Genomic DNA, 17,385 nt, shown 5'->3' with positions numbered 1-17,385 from the left:
TTCATGATTCCCGTGCGTGTGGTGAAGTGGGCGGAATGTGGAACCCGCAGACCTATCTGACGTTCGCCGACCAGCGCGGCAGGCCGTTCTTCGACCTGCTGGGGCGGGTCGGCGCCGAGTCCCCGCGGCGGGTGGCCGACCTGGGGTGCGGCCCGGGCAATCTCACCGAACAGCTGGCTGCGCGCTGGCCGGATGCCGTGCTGGAGGCTGTGGACAGCTCTGCGGAGATGGTCGCCGCCGCTCGGGAGCGCGGAATCGACGCCCAGTTGGCTGACATCACCGCGTGGACACCGCAGCCGGACACCGACGTCGTGTTCAGTAACGCGGCACTGCAATGGATTCCGGGGCATCCCGAGCTGATGGTGCGCTGGGCCGGCCAGCTGGATCCGGGCGCCTGGATCGCCGTCCAGGTGCCCGGCAACTTCGACGCGCCGTCCCATGTGGCGGTGCGCCGGCTGGCAGATCAGGAACGCTGGTCAAACATCCTGGGCGACTTCGTGTTCCGTTCGGCCAAGGTCGTCGAGTCACCGATCCGGTATGCCGAGATCCTCACCGATGCGGGCTGCCACGTCGACGCCTGGGAGACCACCTACGTCCATGAGCTCGACGGAGAGAACGCCGTGCTCAACTGGATCACCGGCACCGCACTCACTCCCGTGCGTGATCGGCTGGACGACGACCAGTGGCACCAGTTTCGGACCGAACTGATCCCGATGCTCGACGAGGCCTACCCCGCTCGCCCGGACGGGCGTACGTACTTTCCGTTCCGCCGGATCTTCGTCGTCGCTCAGGTGGGCAGTCCGTCCCGCTCGGCGTCGGCGCGGTAGCGGTCCACCCATTCGTCGGACCGCTGATCCGCCTGGCGTTCCAGAACAGGTGCGGGCGCCAGTCGCGGGTCAAGCCCGAGCGCCTCGAGTACCTGCGCGACCACGTCAGTCAGGTTGCGCCACAACACCGGGTAGGGAACGTCGATCGGGTGGACGTCCTCTTCGGCGAACCAGTTGCGCCAGCCTTCCTCCTGCGCCCGCAGCATCTGCACCACGTGGGCGATCGCGCCGGCGTGGTATTCGGCCCGCGCGTCCCGCACCGGATCCGGCCTGCCGCGCCAGACCCGGGTCTGGACTGCCCGCCAGAACGAAACCGCTTGCGAGACAACGTCGGGTCGATACACGTGGATCAGCACCGGATCGCTGCCGACCACATCGCGGATGGCGGACAGGAGCCCGGATCCCGACCGCTCGGGCAGATCCTTGGCCCGGCTGAGCAGAAGCGCGGTCTGATTCCACATCAGTTTTCCGCCCCAGATTCCATTGGGAGTGCGGCCGACCGTGCGGATGTAGTCGCGCCAGATCTCCGCGGGAGCCAGGTCTGGCTTGCCTTCGATCAGTGGATCGAGCAGTCGCAGAATCGATTCGTCGTCGGTGTCGGAAAACCACTCTTTGGGCTGCGGGGACATGCTGGTATTCGGCAGGTACTGGAAGAACTCCTGGGGCTCACCGGCGACGCCGGTCGCTCGCAATGACTCCACCAACAGCGTGCTGCCGCTGCGCTGAGAGGCGAGGACGAGGTAGGCGGTCGGATGATCGGGCATGCGCTGAGCCTAACGGCGGTGAAGCCGAGCTGCGCAGTCGGAGAAGTTTAAACTCGTGCTGACGAAAACTATTGCTGTGAGCCAACTTCGTCGTCGAATCCGCGCTCGGCGGCGATGGCAGATCTGCTGGTCAGTTTCAATCCGTTGATCTCGAAGTAGGTCTCGGTATAGCGGGCCGCGATCCGGGTTCCGGCGAATTCGGAAGGGATGGCATCGCCGGTCTTCTGGCGCCAATCGTTGAGCCGGACCGCGAGCTCTTCGGCGACGGCTTCGGCTTCCGCGGTCGGCTCGAGCAGAAGATTGCTCAGTTCGGCCGGGTCGGCTTCGAGGTCGTAGAGTTCGCGCGCCGGTCGCGGTGCGTTGATGAACGGCTCCACGGCGTGGCCGGACGGGCTTTCCTCGATGTCGAGCGGCAGGTCGAGCAGGGGGCGTCGGGCGTAATTCTCGATGTAGCTGTACTTCTTGCTCCGGATCGCGCGGATGGGGTCATAGGAGTCGTGGTAGGTCTTTTCGGTGTAGACGTGATCGCGGATCTCATTGCCATGCCCGGCAAGCAGATTGGCCGCATGGGACAGTCCTTCGATGTCATCGCCAGGGGTGATGCCGACCAGTTCCAACAAAGTCGGCAGCAGGTCCACGCCGCTGAACAGTTCGTCGTACACCAATGGTGTGTTCTGGAGCCGGCGTGGCGGGCGGATGATCGTCGCGATGCCGGTGCCGGCGTCGTACAGGGTCGACTTGGCGCGGGGGAACGCCGGGCCGTGGTCGGTGAGGAACACCACCCAGGTGTTGGCTGCGAGACCGGTCTCATCGAGGGTGTCGAGCAGTCGGCCGACCGCGGCGTCGGCGACGGCGATGGAACCGTAGAAGTCGGCGAGATCACCGCGCACCTCTGGGGTGTCGGGGAGGAAATCGGGGACCTCGACGTCGGAGGTCTCGGCAGGCTCGTAACGCTCGCGCGGATAAGGACGGTGCGTTTCGAAGAAGCCGGCGGTCAGCAGGAAAGGGCTGCCCTGCTCAAGCGGCGCGCTGTCGGTGAGCCACTCCTGGGCCCGCTCGACGACGTACTCGCAGTAGGAATTGGAGACGTCGAACTCGTCATATCCCAGCCGAGCCGGGAACGACGTCTCATGCTGCATACCGAATAGTGCTGAATACCAACCGTGCTCGTGAAGAATGTGGGGCAGGGTCCGCACACCGGCGCGGTACTCGAAGCCGTGATGAGCCAGGCCGACCAGTCCATTGCTGTGGGGATAGCGACCGGTGAACAGCGACCCTCGCGCGGGCGAGCACAGCGGGGCGGTGGCGTGTGCGCGGGTGAACAGAATGCCTTCTGCGGCGAGCTGGTCCAAACGCGGACTCGACACCCCCGGATATCCGTAGGCGCCCAGGCAGCGGCCCAGGTCGTGCCAGTGGACGATCAGCAGGTTGTCCGGGCTCACATACGCCTCCGTTCGGCTGGTGGGGTCTAGCTTGCCCCGACCGGTGACGCTGCCCGCATCCGGTGTCCGGCGCAACCGTTATCCACAGTCGGAGTTTGGTCGGGCATTGAGCGCGGAAGGTTACCGATTCCGAACAATCCTGGTAGCAGGACGGTCACTCCGACGATCGTGCCAGGCTCGCGTGGTACTCAAGAACAGATGGCATCGAAGAAGACCTGGCTGATCGCCTCGATCGTCGTCGCCGTGGCTGTCTACGCGACGATGTGGGTCGGGTATGCGCTCAACTGGGGATGGTTGGATTCAGTCGACACTGACCTGCTCCAGGCTTTCCACAACATCGGTGCGTCACGCCCCGGTTGGGTGTCCTTCTGGGTGGTGTTCTGCGTCGTATTCGGCCCGAACGGCTTCCGGGTCGCCGCATTGATACTGCTGATCATCGCGTTGGTGCGCCGCAAGGTGCCTACCGCGATGTTTCTGGTGATCAGCATCGGACTGATGGGCCTGGTGACCGAGGGCGCAAAGTCGCTGGCAGGCCGACCCCGCCCGGCGACGGCACTTGCCCACGGGTCGTCGACGTCGTTCCCGTCGGGCCACGCGCTGGGGGTCATGGTGGGCGTGTTGGCCTTGCTCACAGTGCTGTGGCCGCACCTCAGTCCCCAGCTCAGGCGGGTGTTGAGCGTCGTCGGTGGTCTGTTGATCGTGACGGTCGGGGTGGGGCGGGTGGTGCTCAACGTTCACCACCCGTCCGATGTGCTGGCCGGGTGGGCGCTGGGCTACCTCTACTACCTGCTGTGCCTGCGGCTGGTGCCACCGCTGCCGCTCACGCCAGCGGCCGAAACACCGGTAGCACTCGGTACTTCGCGCTGAAACTGGCTTTGTCGTACGTGTCGCCGACCTCGCCGTCGCGGGCCAGCGGCGTCGGCCCGTCGACGGCCTCGAACGAGAATTCCGGCGCCTGAATCTCGTGGTAGAGCGGGCTGCGTTCAAGCCGGCCGAACGCGACCGCGCTGAGGATACGCAGCCGGCTGAATCGCTTGCCGGTCTCCAGGATTCGAACGTCGATGAGCCCGTCGTCCATACGGGTCCGCCGCGCCGGTGCGAATCCCGACGGCAAATAGACGGAATTACCGAGGAAGAACAGCGACGTCTGAATCGTCTTGTTGTCGAACCGGATTCGAACCGGCGTCCCGCGACGCAATGTGTGCAGCATCGCGTACATCCCGGCCAGTGGCTTGCCGACCTTGTGTTCGAGTTTCTCGCGGGTCTGGACGAACAACGGGTATGCACCGATGCTGGCGGTGTTGATCACCATCTGGTCTTCGTTGAGGCACACCAGGTCGACGCACGAGACGTTGCCACCTCGGATGGCCGAGACGGTGCGGTCGACGGTCTCGCAGCCGATGTCCTTGGCGAAGTGGTTGAACGTTCCGGCGGGGAACACCGCCAGTGGCAGGCCGGTGGCGATTGCCACCGACGCCGCGGCGGACACGGTCCCGTCGCCGCCGCCCACTCCGAGCACCTCGGCGCGCTGGGCGGCCTCCTTCAGGACGGTCTCCGGGTTGTCGTCCTCGCCGAGTTCGACGATCTCGGCCTTCGGTAGCTTTTCGCGGACCTCGTCGATGACCCGGGTTCCGGTACCGCTGCCCGAGGCCGGGTTGATGACGAGCACGACGCCTTCGCCCTCCGGACGCTCCGGGGTGTCGATCACCAGAGGCTCGGTCGAGGGCAGCTTCGCCGGCACGATCGGCGGAACCAGCCGTCCACCCAGCACAGCGATCGCCGCGCCGATACCGAATCCGGCGAACACGTCGCCGGGGTAGTGCGCGCCGGTGGCCACCCGGGACAGGCCCACCAACCCCGCCAGCAGCGCCAGGCCCAGGCCCAGCGGCGGGTTCTCCAGGCCGACGCCGACCGCGAAGGCGGCGGCACTGGCCGAGTGGCCGGAGGGAAGAGAGTTCGACGTCGGGACTCGGCGCGACCGTCGGACCAGCGGAACCAGGGTGCGGTTCGGGCGATCGCGTTTCCACGCCCGCTTGGCGCCCTGATTGGTCACCAGGCTGGTGATGGCCAGCGTGATCACCCCGCGGCCGGCCCCGCGGCGCGCCGAGGGCGAACCCGTCGCGCCCAGAACCGCGGCGATGGCGAACCACAGCTTGGAGTGGTCGGCGGCTCGGGTGAGCAGGGGCATGGCCTTATCCAGAAGCAGGCTCGGGGATTCGGCCACGGCCTCGAAGACCTCGCGGTCCAGGGTGCCCAGCCCGCCGGTGATCTGACGGATGCCTTGACCTTCGAGCAAGCTTCGCGATGTCATCGCTCCACGGTATCGGGGTCAGGACTTGGGCTCGCCGGATCCCTCGTCTGTCGGCTTGCTGTCGGGCAGGATGATGCGCCTGGTCGCGACCGGCTTCCCGTCGACCTTCTTGGTGACCTGAGGATTGGCAGGCGGCGGAGTCGTGATGCGGCCTTGGACCGGGGCGCCGTTTTTCACGGTCGGCACGGACACCCGCTTGGTGTCGGCCTTGGCGTCCTTTTCCGATCCGCCCGCGCCGTGCATTGCGCCCGGCGGGATCATCGGCATGCCGCCCATGCCGCCCGCGGGGGCCGACGTCGGCGCAGCCATTCGTGGTGCCGGCACTTGGGTGTTTGCTGCTGACGGCGAGGTGCCTGCAGCGGGCACCGGGGGCGGCCCGAGCATAGCGGTCGGCGAGGTACCGCCGATGCCGCCGCCACCGCCGGATCCGCCACCGCCAGAACCCATTTCACCGGGTGTCTCACCGAACTCACCCAACGGGTCGGTCAGGCTGGCTTTGTCCAGTTCCGCGGAGGTGCCACCCGCTTGCTGCATCATGCCCATGCCGGCCTGCATCATCTGTTGGGCGCCTTGGGCGACCTGCTGGGGGATCTGGGCCAGCGGCTGCAAGGCTCCGCCCATCGCACCGGCCAGGGCCCCGGCAAGCTGGGAGGCCATCTGCGGAAGTTGTTGGGCCATCTGATCGGCCTGGCCTTGCCCGGCAACGCCTTTCATCTCGGCGCTGGCTTGCTCGTCCTGGGCGGGGAACTTCGCGGCGGCCTCGGCGGTCTTGGAGTCGCGTTTGGCGTGTTCCTCGATGCTTTCGGTGTTGTCCTTGGGGTCACCGAGATTGGCGGCCAGGCCGAGTACGCGCAGCAATTGTTCGATGGGGGTCGCGCCGGCGACGAGGGGATCGGAAGTGATGGGTGGTGGGGGCACATTGCCGCCCTGGGCTGCAAGGTATTGGCCCGCACTCGCGCTGAGCCGTCCGCCGCCACTCATCGGTGCACCTCTCCCTTCAGTGCCAGGTTCAGGGCCTGAAACCACGCGAAGTGGTAGTTGGCAGCGGTCTTTTCACCCTTGATCAGGGCGTCGATGGTCGCCAGGAGCTGCCAGTTGCCGACATTAGCGGTGTCGACATGATCGGGGTAGTCACCCAGAACCTTGCCTGCGACGGTCGCGAGGTGTTCGCGAAGGAGTTCCACTTCGGAGTCCAGGTAGCCCGTGCCCGTCGATGCGGCTTTGGCCAGGGTGTGGGCGAGGCGGGGTAGCCCGTCACGCCACTTGGTGGCTTGGGCGAGCTCCCAGCCGAGGTCTTCGACGTCTGCGGTGTCGCGTGCGCGGATGGACATCTGCGTGGGTTGTGCGTCTTCTGCAGGCGGAAGGTATTGCCCGGGGGCATAGGCAGCGGTCAGGGTGGTCTCGCCGAGTAGCGCGTCGAGTGGCCTGGTGCGATTTCCGGGCTTGAGAAGCTTGATGCCGGTGGGGATTTCGACATGCGGTGGGATCCAGCCGCTAGCCAGGTCGGTAGCCAGCACGGTGGTGACGTCATCGCGATCGCCGATGGCCCAGCGCAACTTCGGTTCTTGGCGGGCGACAGCGTCGAGCAGCCTGTTGAGGCGCTGCTGAGCTTGGGTGACGACGGCGCTGGCGCCCGCCATGGCGCCGGTAGTGGTTGCGGCGACGGCATTTTCGGTGAGCCCAGCCGGTGCGGGGGCCGCCGTTGATGCAGCTGCCGGAGCTTGGCGGACCACGGCGGGTTGATTGAGCTGGGTGCCGGCGGATGGGTGGACCGGTGCCGATCCGGGGGAGGCCGCGGTCGGCATGGCCGGCTGGGCGGCAGGTGTGGTGGCTGTGGGGGGTCGCAGGTCCGCACCGTAGGCGGGGAGCGGACCTTGGGGCGCGGCGGGGGTGGCCGTCGAGGGCATGACAGGTGCCTGGGCGGCGGGGCGGCGACGTAGGTCTGGGTGGTGTCTGCTGGGGGAGCGACGGGCGCTTGGGCGGCATCGTATGTTGGTGCGGCGTGGGCTGTTTCGAAGAGCGGCGCTCCTGCGCTCGGCGCCGTGGGCGCCATCGGCGGTGCGGCCATGCTCTCGGGGTGGAGGGGTGCCTGCGGCTGCATGGCGTGGGCAGCGGTGTTCGAGAGACCTTCAGCGCCCGACGACACGGGGCCGCCGGCTTGTGCGCCGGTGTTGAAGTTCTGGGCAAAGCCCTCGGGGGAGAGGGCGTTTGTGGGGGCGGAGGGGAGTGATGCCGACGGCGTGAGTGCGCCGGACTGTGGTGCCGTTACGCCGGGAGTTGATCCAGACGTGAGGGGCGTTCCTCCAAAAGAAGATTGTGGCGTTTGTGCTACGGCAGGTGCAGAAGGAAGTGTGGTGGTGGTCGCAGGAACGGGCTGTGTGGACTCGGTGCCAGGAGCGGATACCGGTCTTGGTGCTGCAGCCGCCGCCGGCGCAGCGGCGGGCGGTGGAACCGCAGTGGTGTGTTCGGTTCCAGGTTGAGCAGCAGGTCCAGCGGTATTCGCAGGCAGTGAGGCGTTTCCCTGCGGAGACGTCGATGGCTCGTCATTTCCGGCTGCCAGAAAGTTGTGTGAACTTCCTTCTGTTGTTGAGCCTTGCTTGAGGTTGTCGAGCGTTTTGGTGACCTGCTGGCGCACGGCGTCCGGATTAGGCGACCCGAATGCGCGATCGAGATCTACCCCATTCGACTTTGCGAATAAATGAGCGGATTGTCCAGATGGATCGTCATCGAGAATCGATTGAATCGCACCGAAGATAGACCCGCAATGCTTGGCGGCCTCCGCGTTCGCTTGCGCCTGACCCTTTACAACTGCCACCACGATCTTGCCGACTTTTGCGGGGAGCGGGTCCTTGGATGCTTGAATACTCTTGATCTCCGCGTCGCCTTGAGTCGCTATCGTCCAGAGGCTCGAACGGAGTTCAGAAACTGACTGTTGAGCAGCATCGTAAGATCGCGCCTTGGTCTCATTTCGGGCTGCAAGTTCGCGGGCATGCTGCTCCCCCTGATGGAAGGTCGAGCGGGCATCGTCTGCTGTAACACCCTCTTGGTCTGAGAGCGGCCCTGTCCTCACTGCCGCAAGCTGATCAGAGTAGGTATGGAGCAATGACTCGATCGAAGATCGGTTACTTGCGGCTGACTTGAGTACTGGCAATGAGCTGGCATCAGGCCATTGATGGCCGACCAATAATGCCGCCCAGTCACCGGGAGGGTAGTCACTCACACACAGTCCTGCTGAAGGCTCGTTTGGAGTTCATCCGCTGTTTTGAAGTATGTATCAAGGCGATCTTTATCGCTGTCGCCGATTTGCTCGAGGACTGTTTCTTCATAGGTGGTCGCGAGCTTTTGAACAGATGAGCTGATGTTGCTCGGGGCTGCAGGATTCTCGGCGAGCTGCCTAAGCAGATAATCAGCAGATATATGTACGGCGAGACGATTATTAACAATAATAGCGAAGGCGTCTCCGGTATTATTCGGAATCTTTCGGTTACTAACATCGAGTGTGTGATAAATGTGATTGAAAGCGGTGCAGACCGCTTTCTTCGCGTCGGCGACCTCCTGCTCGCTGTACGTCTTGGCGGCGGGAGTCTCCGGCTTCGGCGCCGGCCGAAACCAGGCACCAATCGCGACCGCAACAGCTATTACCGCGATGACGATCGCGATGATGGTCGGCAACCGCGACGGGCCTCCCGTTGGGGGAGGTCCCTGCCACGGAGCTGGTCCTGCAGGCCCGGGTCCGTACGGCACTTGCGACATGTCGAAAATGGTATCCCTTGCGTTTGCCGGTCCGCTATTCACTAAAAGGTGCAATACCCACCCCGACCAGCCGGTACACCCAGTTCAGGCGCTCCAGGGACGGCCGCAAATTTACCCACACCGCCCAGACATCGTTAGCTGGCCAAGGCGCAACCGTCACCGAACCTTGACTTGACCCGCCAGGAACCGCACAGGGACCATGAACCGATGCGTCGAGCCGTCGTTTCGATCTGTGCTGCCTTCACCGCGGCACTGCTCGCGCTGTCCTCGGCGCCGCCCAGCCACGCCGAAACCCCGTGGTTTCAGTCCAACGTCGGCAATGCCACCCAGGTCCTGTCCGTCGTCAGCACCGGCGGAGCCACCGCGAAGATGGATGTCTGGCAGCGCGGCGCCAACGGCTGGCAGCCCGTCCTCGTCGGAGTCCCCACCCACGTCGGCGCCAACGGCATGGTCCCGCAATCTCATGACGGCGAAATGAAGACGCCGATGGGCATCTTCACCCTCGACTTCGCCTTCGGTACCCAGCCCAACCCGGGCGGTGGCCTGCAATACGTCCAGGTCACGAAAGATCACTGGTGGGACGGCGACATGAAGAGCCCGACCTACAACACCATGCAGGTCTGCAAGAAAGCCGACTGCCCGTTCGACACCAACCCGGCCAGCGGCACCGAGAACCTCTACATCCCGCAGTACGCCCACGCGATCGTGATGGGCGTCAACAAGGCTCGCGTTCCCGGCAATGGCGGCGCGTTCTTCGTCCACACCACCGACGGTGGCCCCACCGCCGGATGCGTCTCGCTCGACGACGACACGCTCGTCAAGATCATGCGCTGGCTTCAGCCCGGCGCGCTGATCGCCGTCGCCAAATAGCGCTCATCGAGCGTGGGGGTTGTCGGTGACATCGACGCCGATCGTCGCCGACAACCCCCACGCTCGACGCAACTACGGCGAAGGGTTGATCGCCTTGCCCGGCGTCGCTTTGAAGTTCAGCGCCTCGGTCGACATCGTGAACTCGTAGGTCCGGTCGTATCCGGTCTTGCTGATCTTCCAGCCATCGGGCGTCTTGCGGTAGCGGTCGCGGTAGAACGCCGCTCCCTCCAGCACGAAATTGAACTCCGGCACGATCACCCGGTCCTGCAGGTACCAGATGGCCTCGGCCTCGTCGCCGTCCACGCTGATTTCCGGATGGGTGACGCGGTGCTCGGTCAGCACGCCGGCCGGCATCGACTTGCGCATGAACTCCACCAGGTCCTTGCGGTTGGTGAAGCTGTGCTCCTCACCGAGTGACGAGCCGTAGTCACCGACGATGTCCTCAGTCAGGGTGTCGGCGAAATCGTCCCAATGCTTGGTGTCCAGCGCCCGCAGATAGCGGTACTTGACCTGTTTGATCGCTTCGATTGCTTCCGCATCAGCCATGCCGGTCATTGCAGCACACCGAATCTGTCGCCGGGGGCCGTTGTCCCGGTGACAATGTGCCCATGGCTGATGCGGACAAGCCCGACGCCGCCGTCCCGCGAACCAACTTCATCGACGGCTTCCTGCGGTCGCCGTTCTCTGGCATCGCGCCCTGGATCGTCATGGCCATCATGTCCGGCCCGGGCCGCCTCGGCCAGGCCGCGGCCGCCGCGCTGGCACTGACCCTCATCGTCATGTGGGCCGGCAGCCGTCGCGGGATCAAGGTGCATTCCCTCGAAGTGTTCGGCGCCGTGGTCTTCGCCGGGTTCGTTGCCTTGGGCATCTTCGGCTCGCCAGCGCTCGTCAACTGGCTCGAGCTGTGGGCCGGCGAAATCACCAACGGACTACTAGCCGCCTACGCGTTGGCCACCCTAGCGATCCGCAAGCCGTTCACCATTGCCTACGCTCGCGACACCGTCGACCCCGAACACTGGGACAGCCCACTGTTCATCCGGGTCAACTACACACTGAGCGCGGTGTGGGCGGGCGCCTTCGTCATCAACACTGCGGTCGGCACGTTCGGTGACGCGGTGTTGCACGACGGCGACAACTTCTGGACCGGTTGGATCATCCAACTCGCCATCACACTGATCGCCGTCGCGATCACCGAGTTCTACCCCGACTACGCACGAGCGAAGTACTTGGCCGCCAGTGGCGAATCTGCTGAAGTGCCGCCGTCATTCGGCAAGCTTCTGGACTGGCTGCCGGGTTTCGTGATCGGCATCGGAATCGCGGGCTGGGTCAGCGGTGCGCTTGCCGCAGCAGTGGGTATCGCACTGATCGTGGTCGGCATCCTCGCAGGAGTGCTCATGCGAAAACTATTCCCGGAAGAGAAAGAGGAAACGACATGACGAAGCTCGCGGTCATCTACTACTCGGCCACCGGTCACGGCACCGCCATGGCTAAGACGGTTGTCGCAGCCGCCGAAGAGGCGGGCGCAGAAGTGCGCCTTCGGCACATCGCCGAGACCCGCGATCCGGAGTCATTCGCCCAGAACCCGGCGTGGACCGCCAACTACGAAGCCACCAAAGACCTGCCGGCCGCCACCGGCGACGACATCGTCTGGGCCGACGCGGTCATCTTCGGCACACCCACCCGATTCGGCTCTCCCGCATCACAATTCCGCACCTTCATCGACTCGCTGGGAGGCCTGTGGGCACAAGGCAAACTCGCCGACAAGGTCTACTCCGCGTTCACGTCGTCCCAGACCGCCCACGGCGGACAGGAAACCACGCTGCTTGCCCTCTACATCACGCTCATGCATTTCGGCGGCATCCTCGTACCGCCCGGATACACCGATCCGCTGAAATTCGCTGACGGCAACCCCTACGGCGTCAGCCACATCACCGGCCCGGACAATCAGAATCCGATCGCCGAGGAGACCACCGCGGCATTGCAGCACTTGGCACGACGGGTGGTCACCATCGCCGGACGGCTCGGACCCGCCGACCCCGGATGAGTCTTCGCGCGCGCCGGCGGGCTTCGCTGACGCTGGACGCGCTCACGCCGTGAGCCATCCGGAATAGCTCAGAGAAGCTCTGCGGGTGCTCAATACTGACTAACCCACCGGCGGGTGGATGCATGGGCGATCGTGATGTCTGGACCACCTGTGACCGATTCATCACCGATGCGAACGGAACGCCTGTAATCGACGGCAGCAGTTACGCATTCGATGCTGGCTTCACCCCGAACCTGACCGGCGGCACTGGCGGGTTTTCTTCGGTGGGCCCAACGCCCGAGCAGCCTACGGCGGTGTCGTACCGCTCTACGACGGCTCACCGTCGCACCTCAATGACACGGTGTTCGACAACACCGATCCGACCGCCAAAAATGCTCTGCAGCTGATGAATTCGGCTACCGATGACGGGAAGAGCCTCAGAACCCTCAGTAGCTACGAGATCGGCGTGCTCAAGGATCTGGGCTTTACGATCGCGCTTCCGGTGTCAGCTGTCTGAGGGCGGCGACGCGTCAGAGTTCGTTTTCGTAGCGCTGCGCGATGGCCACGAGTTCTTCGCGGACCGTTGATGGCGGCATAGCACTGATACGTGCGTACAGACGGCGACGCGTCATGGCCCGCTTCATGTCTTTGCGGAACTGCGCAATCGACGACATTTTCTCAACTCCTTGATGTCCCCTGGGTCAGCAGGGGATTTGATTTTTTGCTGTAGACGTCCATCAATCAGGGATCGCCTGTCTGAAGGAACACCTCGATGCTCCTTGTTAATTTCAGGTAAATCAACTTTGTCCCTGTGAGATTCGCGACAGGAGCACGTGATCGTGGCCAGGTGTGGTCTGCGTCATGTGACGGCGCACACCCGTACGTCGATGGGTGACGGCGTTCGCTGTAGCGCTCGCTCAGTCCTGCAGATACCGAGTGACCATGTCCACCAAGAGCTGACGCTCGCGTTGCCACTCCAGGTGTGAGTTCACGATCATCTCGACCAGCACCATGCCGCGCAGTGACGACCAGATCACTTCGGCCACGCCGGGATCGTCGGAGATCAGCCGGCCCAGTTGGTTGATCGCGGTATTGATCTCCAACAGGTGGCGTTTGGCGCTGTCGCCGTGAGTGCCGCGGGTGGCCCGCAGGATCTCGAAAGCCGCCAACGACGTCGGGCTGCTGTAGCAGCGGAATGCGGTGTCGACGACGACCTCGATGCGCTCCCGTAGTCCCAGATCGGCGACGTCGGCCTCGCCGAGGCTCTTGAGCAGGGCGGCCACACCCTCGTCGACGACGGCCATCAGCAATCCGTTGCGGTCGCCGAAGTGGTACTGAATGACTCCCCAGGTGACCCCGGCGCGCTCGGCGACGTGCTTGGCGGTAGCGGCCTGGAAACCCTCTTCGACCACACAGCGCACGGTCTCGTCGATGATCAGCGCCCGGGTGTCGTCGCCCCGCTTGCGCGGCGACTGGGTCTGCCGCGTCGGGGGAGTGCCCAGCGCTTTCACATCGTTGACTTTATAACATTGAGCCGACTATGTTTCGCGGTATGAGCCAGCCCCTCAGCCGCTATGCCCAGTTGTCCCGGGCCGAACTTGCCACCCTGGTCCCCGAACTGCTGTTGGTCGGCCAGATGATCGACCGCTCCGGCATGGCGTGGTGCATTCAGTCGTTCGGCCGGCCCGAGATGCTGCAGATCGCCATCGAGGAATGGGCCGGTGCCAGCCCCATCTACACCAAGCGCATGCAGAAGGCCCTGAAATACGAGGGCGTCGACATCTTCACGATCTTCAAGGGCCTGCAACTCGACATCGGTGCCCCGCCGCAGTTCATGGACTTCCGCTATACCGTCCACGACCGCTGGCACGGTGAGTTCCACCTCGACCACTGCGGCGCGCTGCTCGACGTCGAACCGATGGGCCCGGACTACGTCAAGGGCATGTGCCATGACATCGAGGACCCCACCTTCGACGCCACCGCCGTCGCCACCAACGCCAAGGCGCAGGTGCGTCCGATCCACCGGCCGCCGCGCACGCCCGCCGACCGCACACCGCACTGCGCGTGGACTGTCATCATCGACGAGTCCTATCCCGAGGTGACCGGCATCCCCGCGCTGGACATCGTGGCCAAGACCAAGGCCGCCAACTGGGAACTCGGCCCCATCGATCCGAATGACGAAGGCCAAGCCGACTATTCGGGTGCTTTGGTCTCCGACGTCGACTTCGGGGCGTTCTCGCACTCCGCACTGGTGCGCATCGCCGACGAAGTCGTGCTGCAGATGCACCTGCTGAACCTGTCCTTCGGCATCGCGGTGCGCGCCCGCGCGGGTGACAACACCGACCTGGCCACCGACATCTGCACCAAGCAGCTCGTCGGGATCGCCGGTGTGGCTGCTGAGCGCATCATGCGAGCTCTCAAGCTGCCCAACGACTTTGATGGTCTGGCCAAGGTCATCGAACTGCATCCGCTGTTCAACCCGGCCGGCTATGTCGTCGCCGAGATCGAGGGTGGCCGGCTGCACGTGCACCCCTCACCGTCGCATGACGACGGGTCGTGGGTGTCGCTGTGCTCGCCGGCATCTCCGGGACCGCTGCAGGCCATCGCCACTGCGGTCGACCCGTACCTCGCCGTGCGCATCGCCGGCACCGATGACGACTGGACCGCCGAGTTCGAGAAGACCGAGACCGCCGCCAAGGATTCACCCGAGGTGGAGGTCACCAAATTCAGCAAGGGCGTCACCTTCGAGTTCGAAGAGCGTCTCTCCCTGCCGCTGACGGTGGTGTAGCCGATGACCTACCGCGTGGTGCAATGGGGCACCGGGGCGGTGGGGGTCGAAGCCATCCGCGGCATCCTGGACCATCCCGAACTGGAATTGGTTGGCGTCAAGGTCTATTCGGAGGCCAAGGCCGGAACTGACGCCGGCGTCTTGGCCGGGCGGAACCCGGTCGGCGTCACCGCGGAGGTCGATGTCGACACCGCCGCGGCAGATGCTGTTCTGTACGCGCCGCGACACCCATCGGTGGACGACGCGGTCGCGATCCTGGCATCCGGTGCCAATCTGATCACCACCGCCTTTGCGTTCCACCCTGCGCGGATGGCACCCGCCGATCGCGAACGGCTACAGCGGGCCTGCGCAGAAGGCGGAAGTTCGCTGCACGGCACCGGATTGAACCCCGGCAACCTCGGTGTGGTGATTCCGTTGGCGCTGGCCGGTATGTCGCGGACCGTCGAGCACGTCACAGTGCAGGAACGGGCCGACTGGTCGGTGTACGACAGCACCGAGATCACGTTCGACCAGATGAAGTTCGGCAGTCCGATCAACGAGGTGGACGCCCACACCGACGGGCTTCGTTTCACCAGTCATCTTTTCCGGGAACAAGTTTGGCTGCTCGGTGATGCGCTGAATCTGGGTGTCGACGAAGTCACCACCGAACTGGAAGTGATTCCGGCCAGTGCTGACCGCGATGTATGCGGGCGGACCCTGCGCGCCGGCACCGTCGCCGGTCAGCACTGGCAATGGACCGGCCTGCGCAAGGGAGTTCCGGTCATCGAGGTGGAAACGCTGTGGACAGTCGGCGAACCGCAGCCGAAGCATTGGCCGGCGCCCCGGCACGGGTGGACCGTCACCATCGAAGGAACCCCGTCGATGCAGGCACACCTGATGACACTGGCCAGTTTTCGTCGCGACGTTCCACTAGAAGAGCATGTTCGGTCAGCCAGCGTGGCCACCGCGATGCAGGCGGTCAACGCTGTCGGTGCTGTGTGCGACGCCCCGGCGGGATTCGTCACGATGGCAGACCTGCCGTTGAGTCTTTACCGAGGCGCTCGCTGAATCGGAGAGGCGGTTTCGCCGTGCGCGAAGTTCAACTTGTCGACGGGGCCGCAAACTGCGCGCACACTGGCAGTCATGGATAACAACGGACCGTTCGGGTTCGATCCCGACGACATCGATCGCGTGGTGCGCCAAGCCAGTGAGGGCCTTCGCGACGCCTTCGGGCAGTTCTTGACCAGCTCAGGGCAGGGGGCTGCGTTCGGCGGGCTGTTCGACGAGTTCACCCGGCGCTCTCGGCCTCGTTCGGAGCCTGAGACAGCGGGAGAAGCCGGTGACGGGGTGTGGGCGATCTACACCACCGATTCCGACGGTAAGGCCCGCGTCGAACAGGTCTACCGCGACGAACTCGACGCGCTGCGCGCGAACAAGCACAACACCGACCCCACCCGGAACGTCCGGTTCCTGCCCTACGGGATCGACGTCAGCGTCCTCGACGCGTCCGAGCACACCGAGGACAACAACGCCGAGGGCGAGTCCGAGTAGCTACATCGTCAGGACCATGCGGTAGCGCGCACGGCCTTCGTCCATCGCTGCGTACGCTTCGGCGGCCTCGGCCAGGGGCCGCTCCTCAATGCGGGCCCGGACCCCGGATTGCAGCGCGAAGTGCAGGGTGTCTTCGACGTCGGCGGAGGTGCCCGACGGATGGCCCACCACGCTGAAGTTACCGAAGATCAGATCGCCCGGAGCGATGGGCAGCGGATCGAATGTGGCCCCGACGATCACCAGCTCGCCCTGCGGTGCCAGCCCCGGGACCGTGGCCGCCATGGCTGCGGAGTTGGCCGCGGTGGCTAGCACCACCTGCGCGCCGCCCAGTTTCTGCAGTGCCTCGCCGACGTCACTGGCCGTGGAGTCGATGTAGTGGTGGGCACCCAATTCTTTGGCGTCGTCGGCCTTTCCTGCCCCGCGCGCGATTGCGATCGTCTCGAACCCCATGGCGCGGGCCCACTGCACGCCAAGATGGCCGAGCCCGCCGATGCCCAGGACGGCGACCCGGTCGCCGGCCACCGCGCGGGTGGTGCGCAGCGCGTTGTAGGTCGTCACCCCGGCGCACCCCATCGGGGCGGCTTCGGCGAACGACAGACCGTCAGGGATGCGTGCGAGCGCGGTGCGGGGCACGATGACCGACTCGGCATAGCCGCCCGGATAGTTCCAGCTCGGGATCTCCAGATTCACGCACTGCATGAACTGGCCCTTGCGACAGGGCAGACAGGCGTTGCAGTTGCCGCCGAACCAGCCCACCGCCACCCGGTCGCCGACCGCGAAACCGTCGACACCCGAGCCGAGTTCGGCGATCGTGCCGGCGATCTCGTGGCCGGGCGTGATGGGCCAGGTGAGGTTCGGGAACGCCCCGGTGACGAAGGCGTGGTCGGTACCGCACACTCCGCAGGCGTTGACCGCGATGCGCACATGGTCCGGCGGGGGTGAGGTGGTCTGCACCTCCGTCAGCTCCAGCGGGGCATTGGCTGATTTCACGTGGACGGCGCGATGCGTGGCCATGGCACTCCCTCGAGTCGTGGCACTGCTGAGTTTACTGGACCTGACCCAGCATAGCGGTGGCAA

General features: G+C 65.0%; 19 protein-coding genes. 9 read left to right on the top strand and 10 right to left on the bottom strand.

Features of this window, described 5'->3' with window-relative positions:
• Positions 1-35: 35 nt before the first annotated feature.
• Positions 36-827: a trans-aconitate 2-methyltransferase gene (locus G6N32_RS25825; RefSeq protein ID WP_115318295.1), complete on the top strand. Its 792-nt coding sequence runs from the start codon at positions 36-38 to the stop codon at positions 825-827.
• Here G6N32_RS25825 and stf0 read toward each other — a convergent pair.
• Positions 788-1,591 carry a trehalose 2-sulfotransferase gene (gene stf0, locus G6N32_RS25820; RefSeq protein WP_115318296.1) on the bottom strand — a complete coding sequence of 268 codons (804 nt, stop codon included), beginning with the start codon at positions 1,589-1,591 and terminating at the stop codon, positions 788-790. The genes G6N32_RS25825 and stf0 overlap by 40 nt on opposite strands.
• A 68-nt stretch (positions 1,592-1,659) precedes the next feature.
• Entirely contained in the window at positions 1,660-3,033 is a 1,374-nt protein-coding gene (locus G6N32_RS25815; RefSeq protein WP_232077341.1) for a sulfatase family protein, read from the bottom strand.
• Between the two features lie 198 nt (positions 3,034-3,231).
• Here G6N32_RS25815 and G6N32_RS25810 point away from each other — a divergent pair, with 198 nt between their 5' ends.
• Positions 3,232-3,900 carry a phosphatase PAP2 family protein gene (locus tag G6N32_RS25810; RefSeq protein ID WP_115318297.1) on the top strand — a complete coding sequence of 223 codons (669 nt, stop codon included), beginning with the start codon at positions 3,232-3,234 and terminating at the stop codon, positions 3,898-3,900.
• Here the strand turns inward: G6N32_RS25810 and G6N32_RS25805 are convergent.
• The 4 genes from G6N32_RS25805 to G6N32_RS25790 all read right to left on the bottom strand — a co-directional run bounded on the left by G6N32_RS25805 (position 3,854) and on the right by G6N32_RS25790 (position 9,016).
• Positions 3,854-5,344 (bottom strand): bifunctional phosphatase PAP2/diacylglycerol kinase family protein, encoded by a 1,491-nt coding sequence (locus tag G6N32_RS25805; protein WP_115318298.1) that lies wholly within the window; start codon positions 5,342-5,344, stop codon positions 3,854-3,856. The genes G6N32_RS25810 and G6N32_RS25805 overlap by 47 nt on opposite strands.
• A gap of 18 nt (positions 5,345-5,362) precedes the next feature.
• On the bottom strand, positions 5,363-6,325 hold the full coding sequence (locus tag G6N32_RS25800; protein WP_115318299.1) for a hypothetical protein: 963 nt from the start codon (positions 6,323-6,325) through the stop codon (positions 5,363-5,365).
• Positions 6,322-7,251: a DUF5631 domain-containing protein gene (locus G6N32_RS25795; RefSeq protein WP_163789463.1), complete on the bottom strand. Its 930-nt coding sequence runs from the start codon at positions 7,249-7,251 to the stop codon at positions 6,322-6,324. Before G6N32_RS25795 ends, G6N32_RS25800 begins: the two co-directional genes overlap by 4 nt.
• Before the next feature lie 1,309 nt (positions 7,252-8,560).
• Positions 8,561-9,016: a hypothetical protein gene (locus G6N32_RS25790; protein ID WP_147291978.1), complete on the bottom strand. Its 456-nt coding sequence runs from the start codon at positions 9,014-9,016 to the stop codon at positions 8,561-8,563.
• A 288-nt stretch (positions 9,017-9,304) separates the two neighbouring features.
• Here G6N32_RS25790 and G6N32_RS25785 point away from each other — a divergent pair, with 288 nt between their 5' ends.
• Complete coding sequence (locus G6N32_RS25785) at positions 9,305-9,967, top strand: L,D-transpeptidase family protein (RefSeq protein ID WP_115318302.1); 663 nt, start codon at positions 9,305-9,307, stop codon at positions 9,965-9,967.
• A gap of 72 nt (positions 9,968-10,039) precedes the next feature.
• Here G6N32_RS25785 and G6N32_RS25780 read toward each other — a convergent pair whose 3' ends face one another.
• Complete coding sequence (locus tag G6N32_RS25780) at positions 10,040-10,522, bottom strand: nuclear transport factor 2 family protein (RefSeq protein ID WP_115318303.1); 483 nt, start codon at positions 10,520-10,522, stop codon at positions 10,040-10,042.
• A 53-nt stretch (positions 10,523-10,575) separates the two neighbouring features.
• On the opposite strand from G6N32_RS25780, the gene G6N32_RS25775 reads away from it, so the two are divergent.
• The 3 genes from G6N32_RS25775 to G6N32_RS25765 all read left to right on the top strand — a co-directional run bounded on the left by G6N32_RS25775 (position 10,576) and on the right by G6N32_RS25765 (position 12,507).
• Complete coding sequence (locus G6N32_RS25775) at positions 10,576-11,403, top strand: hypothetical protein (protein ID WP_115318304.1); 828 nt, start codon at positions 10,576-10,578, stop codon at positions 11,401-11,403.
• Positions 11,400-12,011, top strand: coding sequence for an NAD(P)H:quinone oxidoreductase (gene wrbA, locus G6N32_RS25770; RefSeq protein WP_115318305.1), 612 nt, complete (start codon positions 11,400-11,402; stop codon positions 12,009-12,011). The genes G6N32_RS25775 and wrbA overlap by 4 nt, the downstream gene beginning before the upstream one ends.
• 340 nt (positions 12,012-12,351) lie before the next feature.
• Positions 12,352-12,507 (top strand): hypothetical protein, encoded by a 156-nt coding sequence (locus G6N32_RS25765; protein WP_163789461.1) that lies wholly within the window; start codon positions 12,352-12,354, stop codon positions 12,505-12,507.
• Between the two features lie 13 nt (positions 12,508-12,520).
• Here the strand turns inward: G6N32_RS25765 and G6N32_RS28515 are convergent, their stop codons facing one another.
• The gene (locus G6N32_RS28515) at positions 12,521-12,664 is read right to left on the bottom strand and encodes a hypothetical protein (protein WP_165760778.1); all 144 of its coding nucleotides are present in this window, start codon (positions 12,662-12,664) and stop codon (positions 12,521-12,523) included.
• A gap of 243 nt (positions 12,665-12,907) precedes the next feature.
• The gene (locus tag G6N32_RS25760) at positions 12,908-13,501 is read right to left on the bottom strand and encodes a TetR/AcrR family transcriptional regulator (RefSeq protein ID WP_115318307.1); all 594 of its coding nucleotides are present in this window, start codon (positions 13,499-13,501) and stop codon (positions 12,908-12,910) included.
• A 41-nt stretch (positions 13,502-13,542) separates the two neighbouring features.
• Here G6N32_RS25760 and G6N32_RS25755 point away from each other — a divergent pair, with 41 nt between their 5' ends.
• From G6N32_RS25755 to G6N32_RS25745, 3 genes are all read left to right on the top strand, one after another.
• Positions 13,543-14,778, top strand: coding sequence for a hypothetical protein (locus G6N32_RS25755; RefSeq protein WP_115318308.1), 1,236 nt, complete (start codon positions 13,543-13,545; stop codon positions 14,776-14,778).
• Between the two features lie 3 nt (positions 14,779-14,781).
• Positions 14,782-15,825, top strand: a complete 1,044-nt coding sequence (locus G6N32_RS25750; protein ID WP_115318309.1) for an NAD(P)H-dependent amine dehydrogenase family protein — start codon at positions 14,782-14,784, stop codon at positions 15,823-15,825.
• Positions 15,826-15,900: 75 nt separating this feature from the next.
• Entirely contained in the window at positions 15,901-16,308 is a 408-nt protein-coding gene (locus G6N32_RS25745; protein ID WP_115318310.1) for an Rv0313 family protein, read from the top strand.
• Here G6N32_RS25745 and G6N32_RS25740 read toward each other — a convergent pair whose 3' ends face one another.
• Positions 16,309-17,322: an alcohol dehydrogenase catalytic domain-containing protein gene (locus G6N32_RS25740; RefSeq protein WP_115318311.1), complete on the bottom strand. Its 1,014-nt coding sequence runs from the start codon at positions 17,320-17,322 to the stop codon at positions 16,309-16,311. It lies immediately after the preceding gene.
• Between the last annotated feature and the right edge of the window lie 63 nt (positions 17,323-17,385).

The organism is Mycolicibacterium aichiense (assembly GCF_010726245.1).
GTDB lineage: Bacteria > Actinomycetota > Actinomycetes > Mycobacteriales > Mycobacteriaceae > Mycobacterium > Mycobacterium aichiense.
Note: the sequence above shows the minus strand (reverse complement) of the source record. Positions and strands in the feature narration are given on the sequence as shown.

What these genes read in the sequence shown, in the direction of transcription:
- G6N32_RS25825 (WP_115318295.1), top strand. Translation starts at nt 36, where the DNA reads ATGTGGAACCCGCAGACCTATCTGACGTTCGCCGACCAGCGCGGCAGG.
- stf0 (WP_115318296.1), bottom strand. Translation starts at nt 1,591, where the DNA reads ATGCCCGATCATCCGACCGCCTACCTCGTCCTCGCCTCTCAGCGCAGC.
- G6N32_RS25810 (WP_115318297.1), top strand. Translation starts at nt 3,232, where the DNA reads ATGGCATCGAAGAAGACCTGGCTGATCGCCTCGATCGTCGTCGCCGTG.
- G6N32_RS25805 (WP_115318298.1), bottom strand. Translation starts at nt 5,344, where the DNA reads ATGACATCGCGAAGCTTGCTCGAAGGTCAAGGCATCCGTCAGATCACC.
- G6N32_RS25800 (WP_115318299.1), bottom strand. Translation starts at nt 6,325, where the DNA reads ATGAGTGGCGGCGGACGGCTCAGCGCGAGTGCGGGCCAATACCTTGCA.
- G6N32_RS25795 (WP_163789463.1), bottom strand. Translation starts at nt 7,251, where the DNA reads ATGCCCTCGACGGCCACCCCCGCCGCGCCCCAAGGTCCGCTCCCCGCC.
- G6N32_RS25785 (WP_115318302.1), top strand. Translation starts at nt 9,305, where the DNA reads ATGCGTCGAGCCGTCGTTTCGATCTGTGCTGCCTTCACCGCGGCACTG.
- G6N32_RS25780 (WP_115318303.1), bottom strand. Translation starts at nt 10,522, where the DNA reads ATGACCGGCATGGCTGATGCGGAAGCAATCGAAGCGATCAAACAGGTC.
- G6N32_RS25775 (WP_115318304.1), top strand. Translation starts at nt 10,576, where the DNA reads ATGGCTGATGCGGACAAGCCCGACGCCGCCGTCCCGCGAACCAACTTC.
- wrbA (WP_115318305.1), top strand. Translation starts at nt 11,400, where the DNA reads ATGACGAAGCTCGCGGTCATCTACTACTCGGCCACCGGTCACGGCACC.
- G6N32_RS28515 (WP_165760778.1), bottom strand. Translation starts at nt 12,664, where the DNA reads ATGTCGTCGATTGCGCAGTTCCGCAAAGACATGAAGCGGGCCATGACG.
- G6N32_RS25755 (WP_115318308.1), top strand. Translation starts at nt 13,543, where the DNA reads ATGAGCCAGCCCCTCAGCCGCTATGCCCAGTTGTCCCGGGCCGAACTT.
- G6N32_RS25750 (WP_115318309.1), top strand. Translation starts at nt 14,782, where the DNA reads ATGACCTACCGCGTGGTGCAATGGGGCACCGGGGCGGTGGGGGTCGAA.
- G6N32_RS25745 (WP_115318310.1), top strand. Translation starts at nt 15,901, where the DNA reads ATGGATAACAACGGACCGTTCGGGTTCGATCCCGACGACATCGATCGC.
- G6N32_RS25740 (WP_115318311.1), bottom strand. Translation starts at nt 17,322, where the DNA reads ATGGCCACGCATCGCGCCGTCCACGTGAAATCAGCCAATGCCCCGCTG.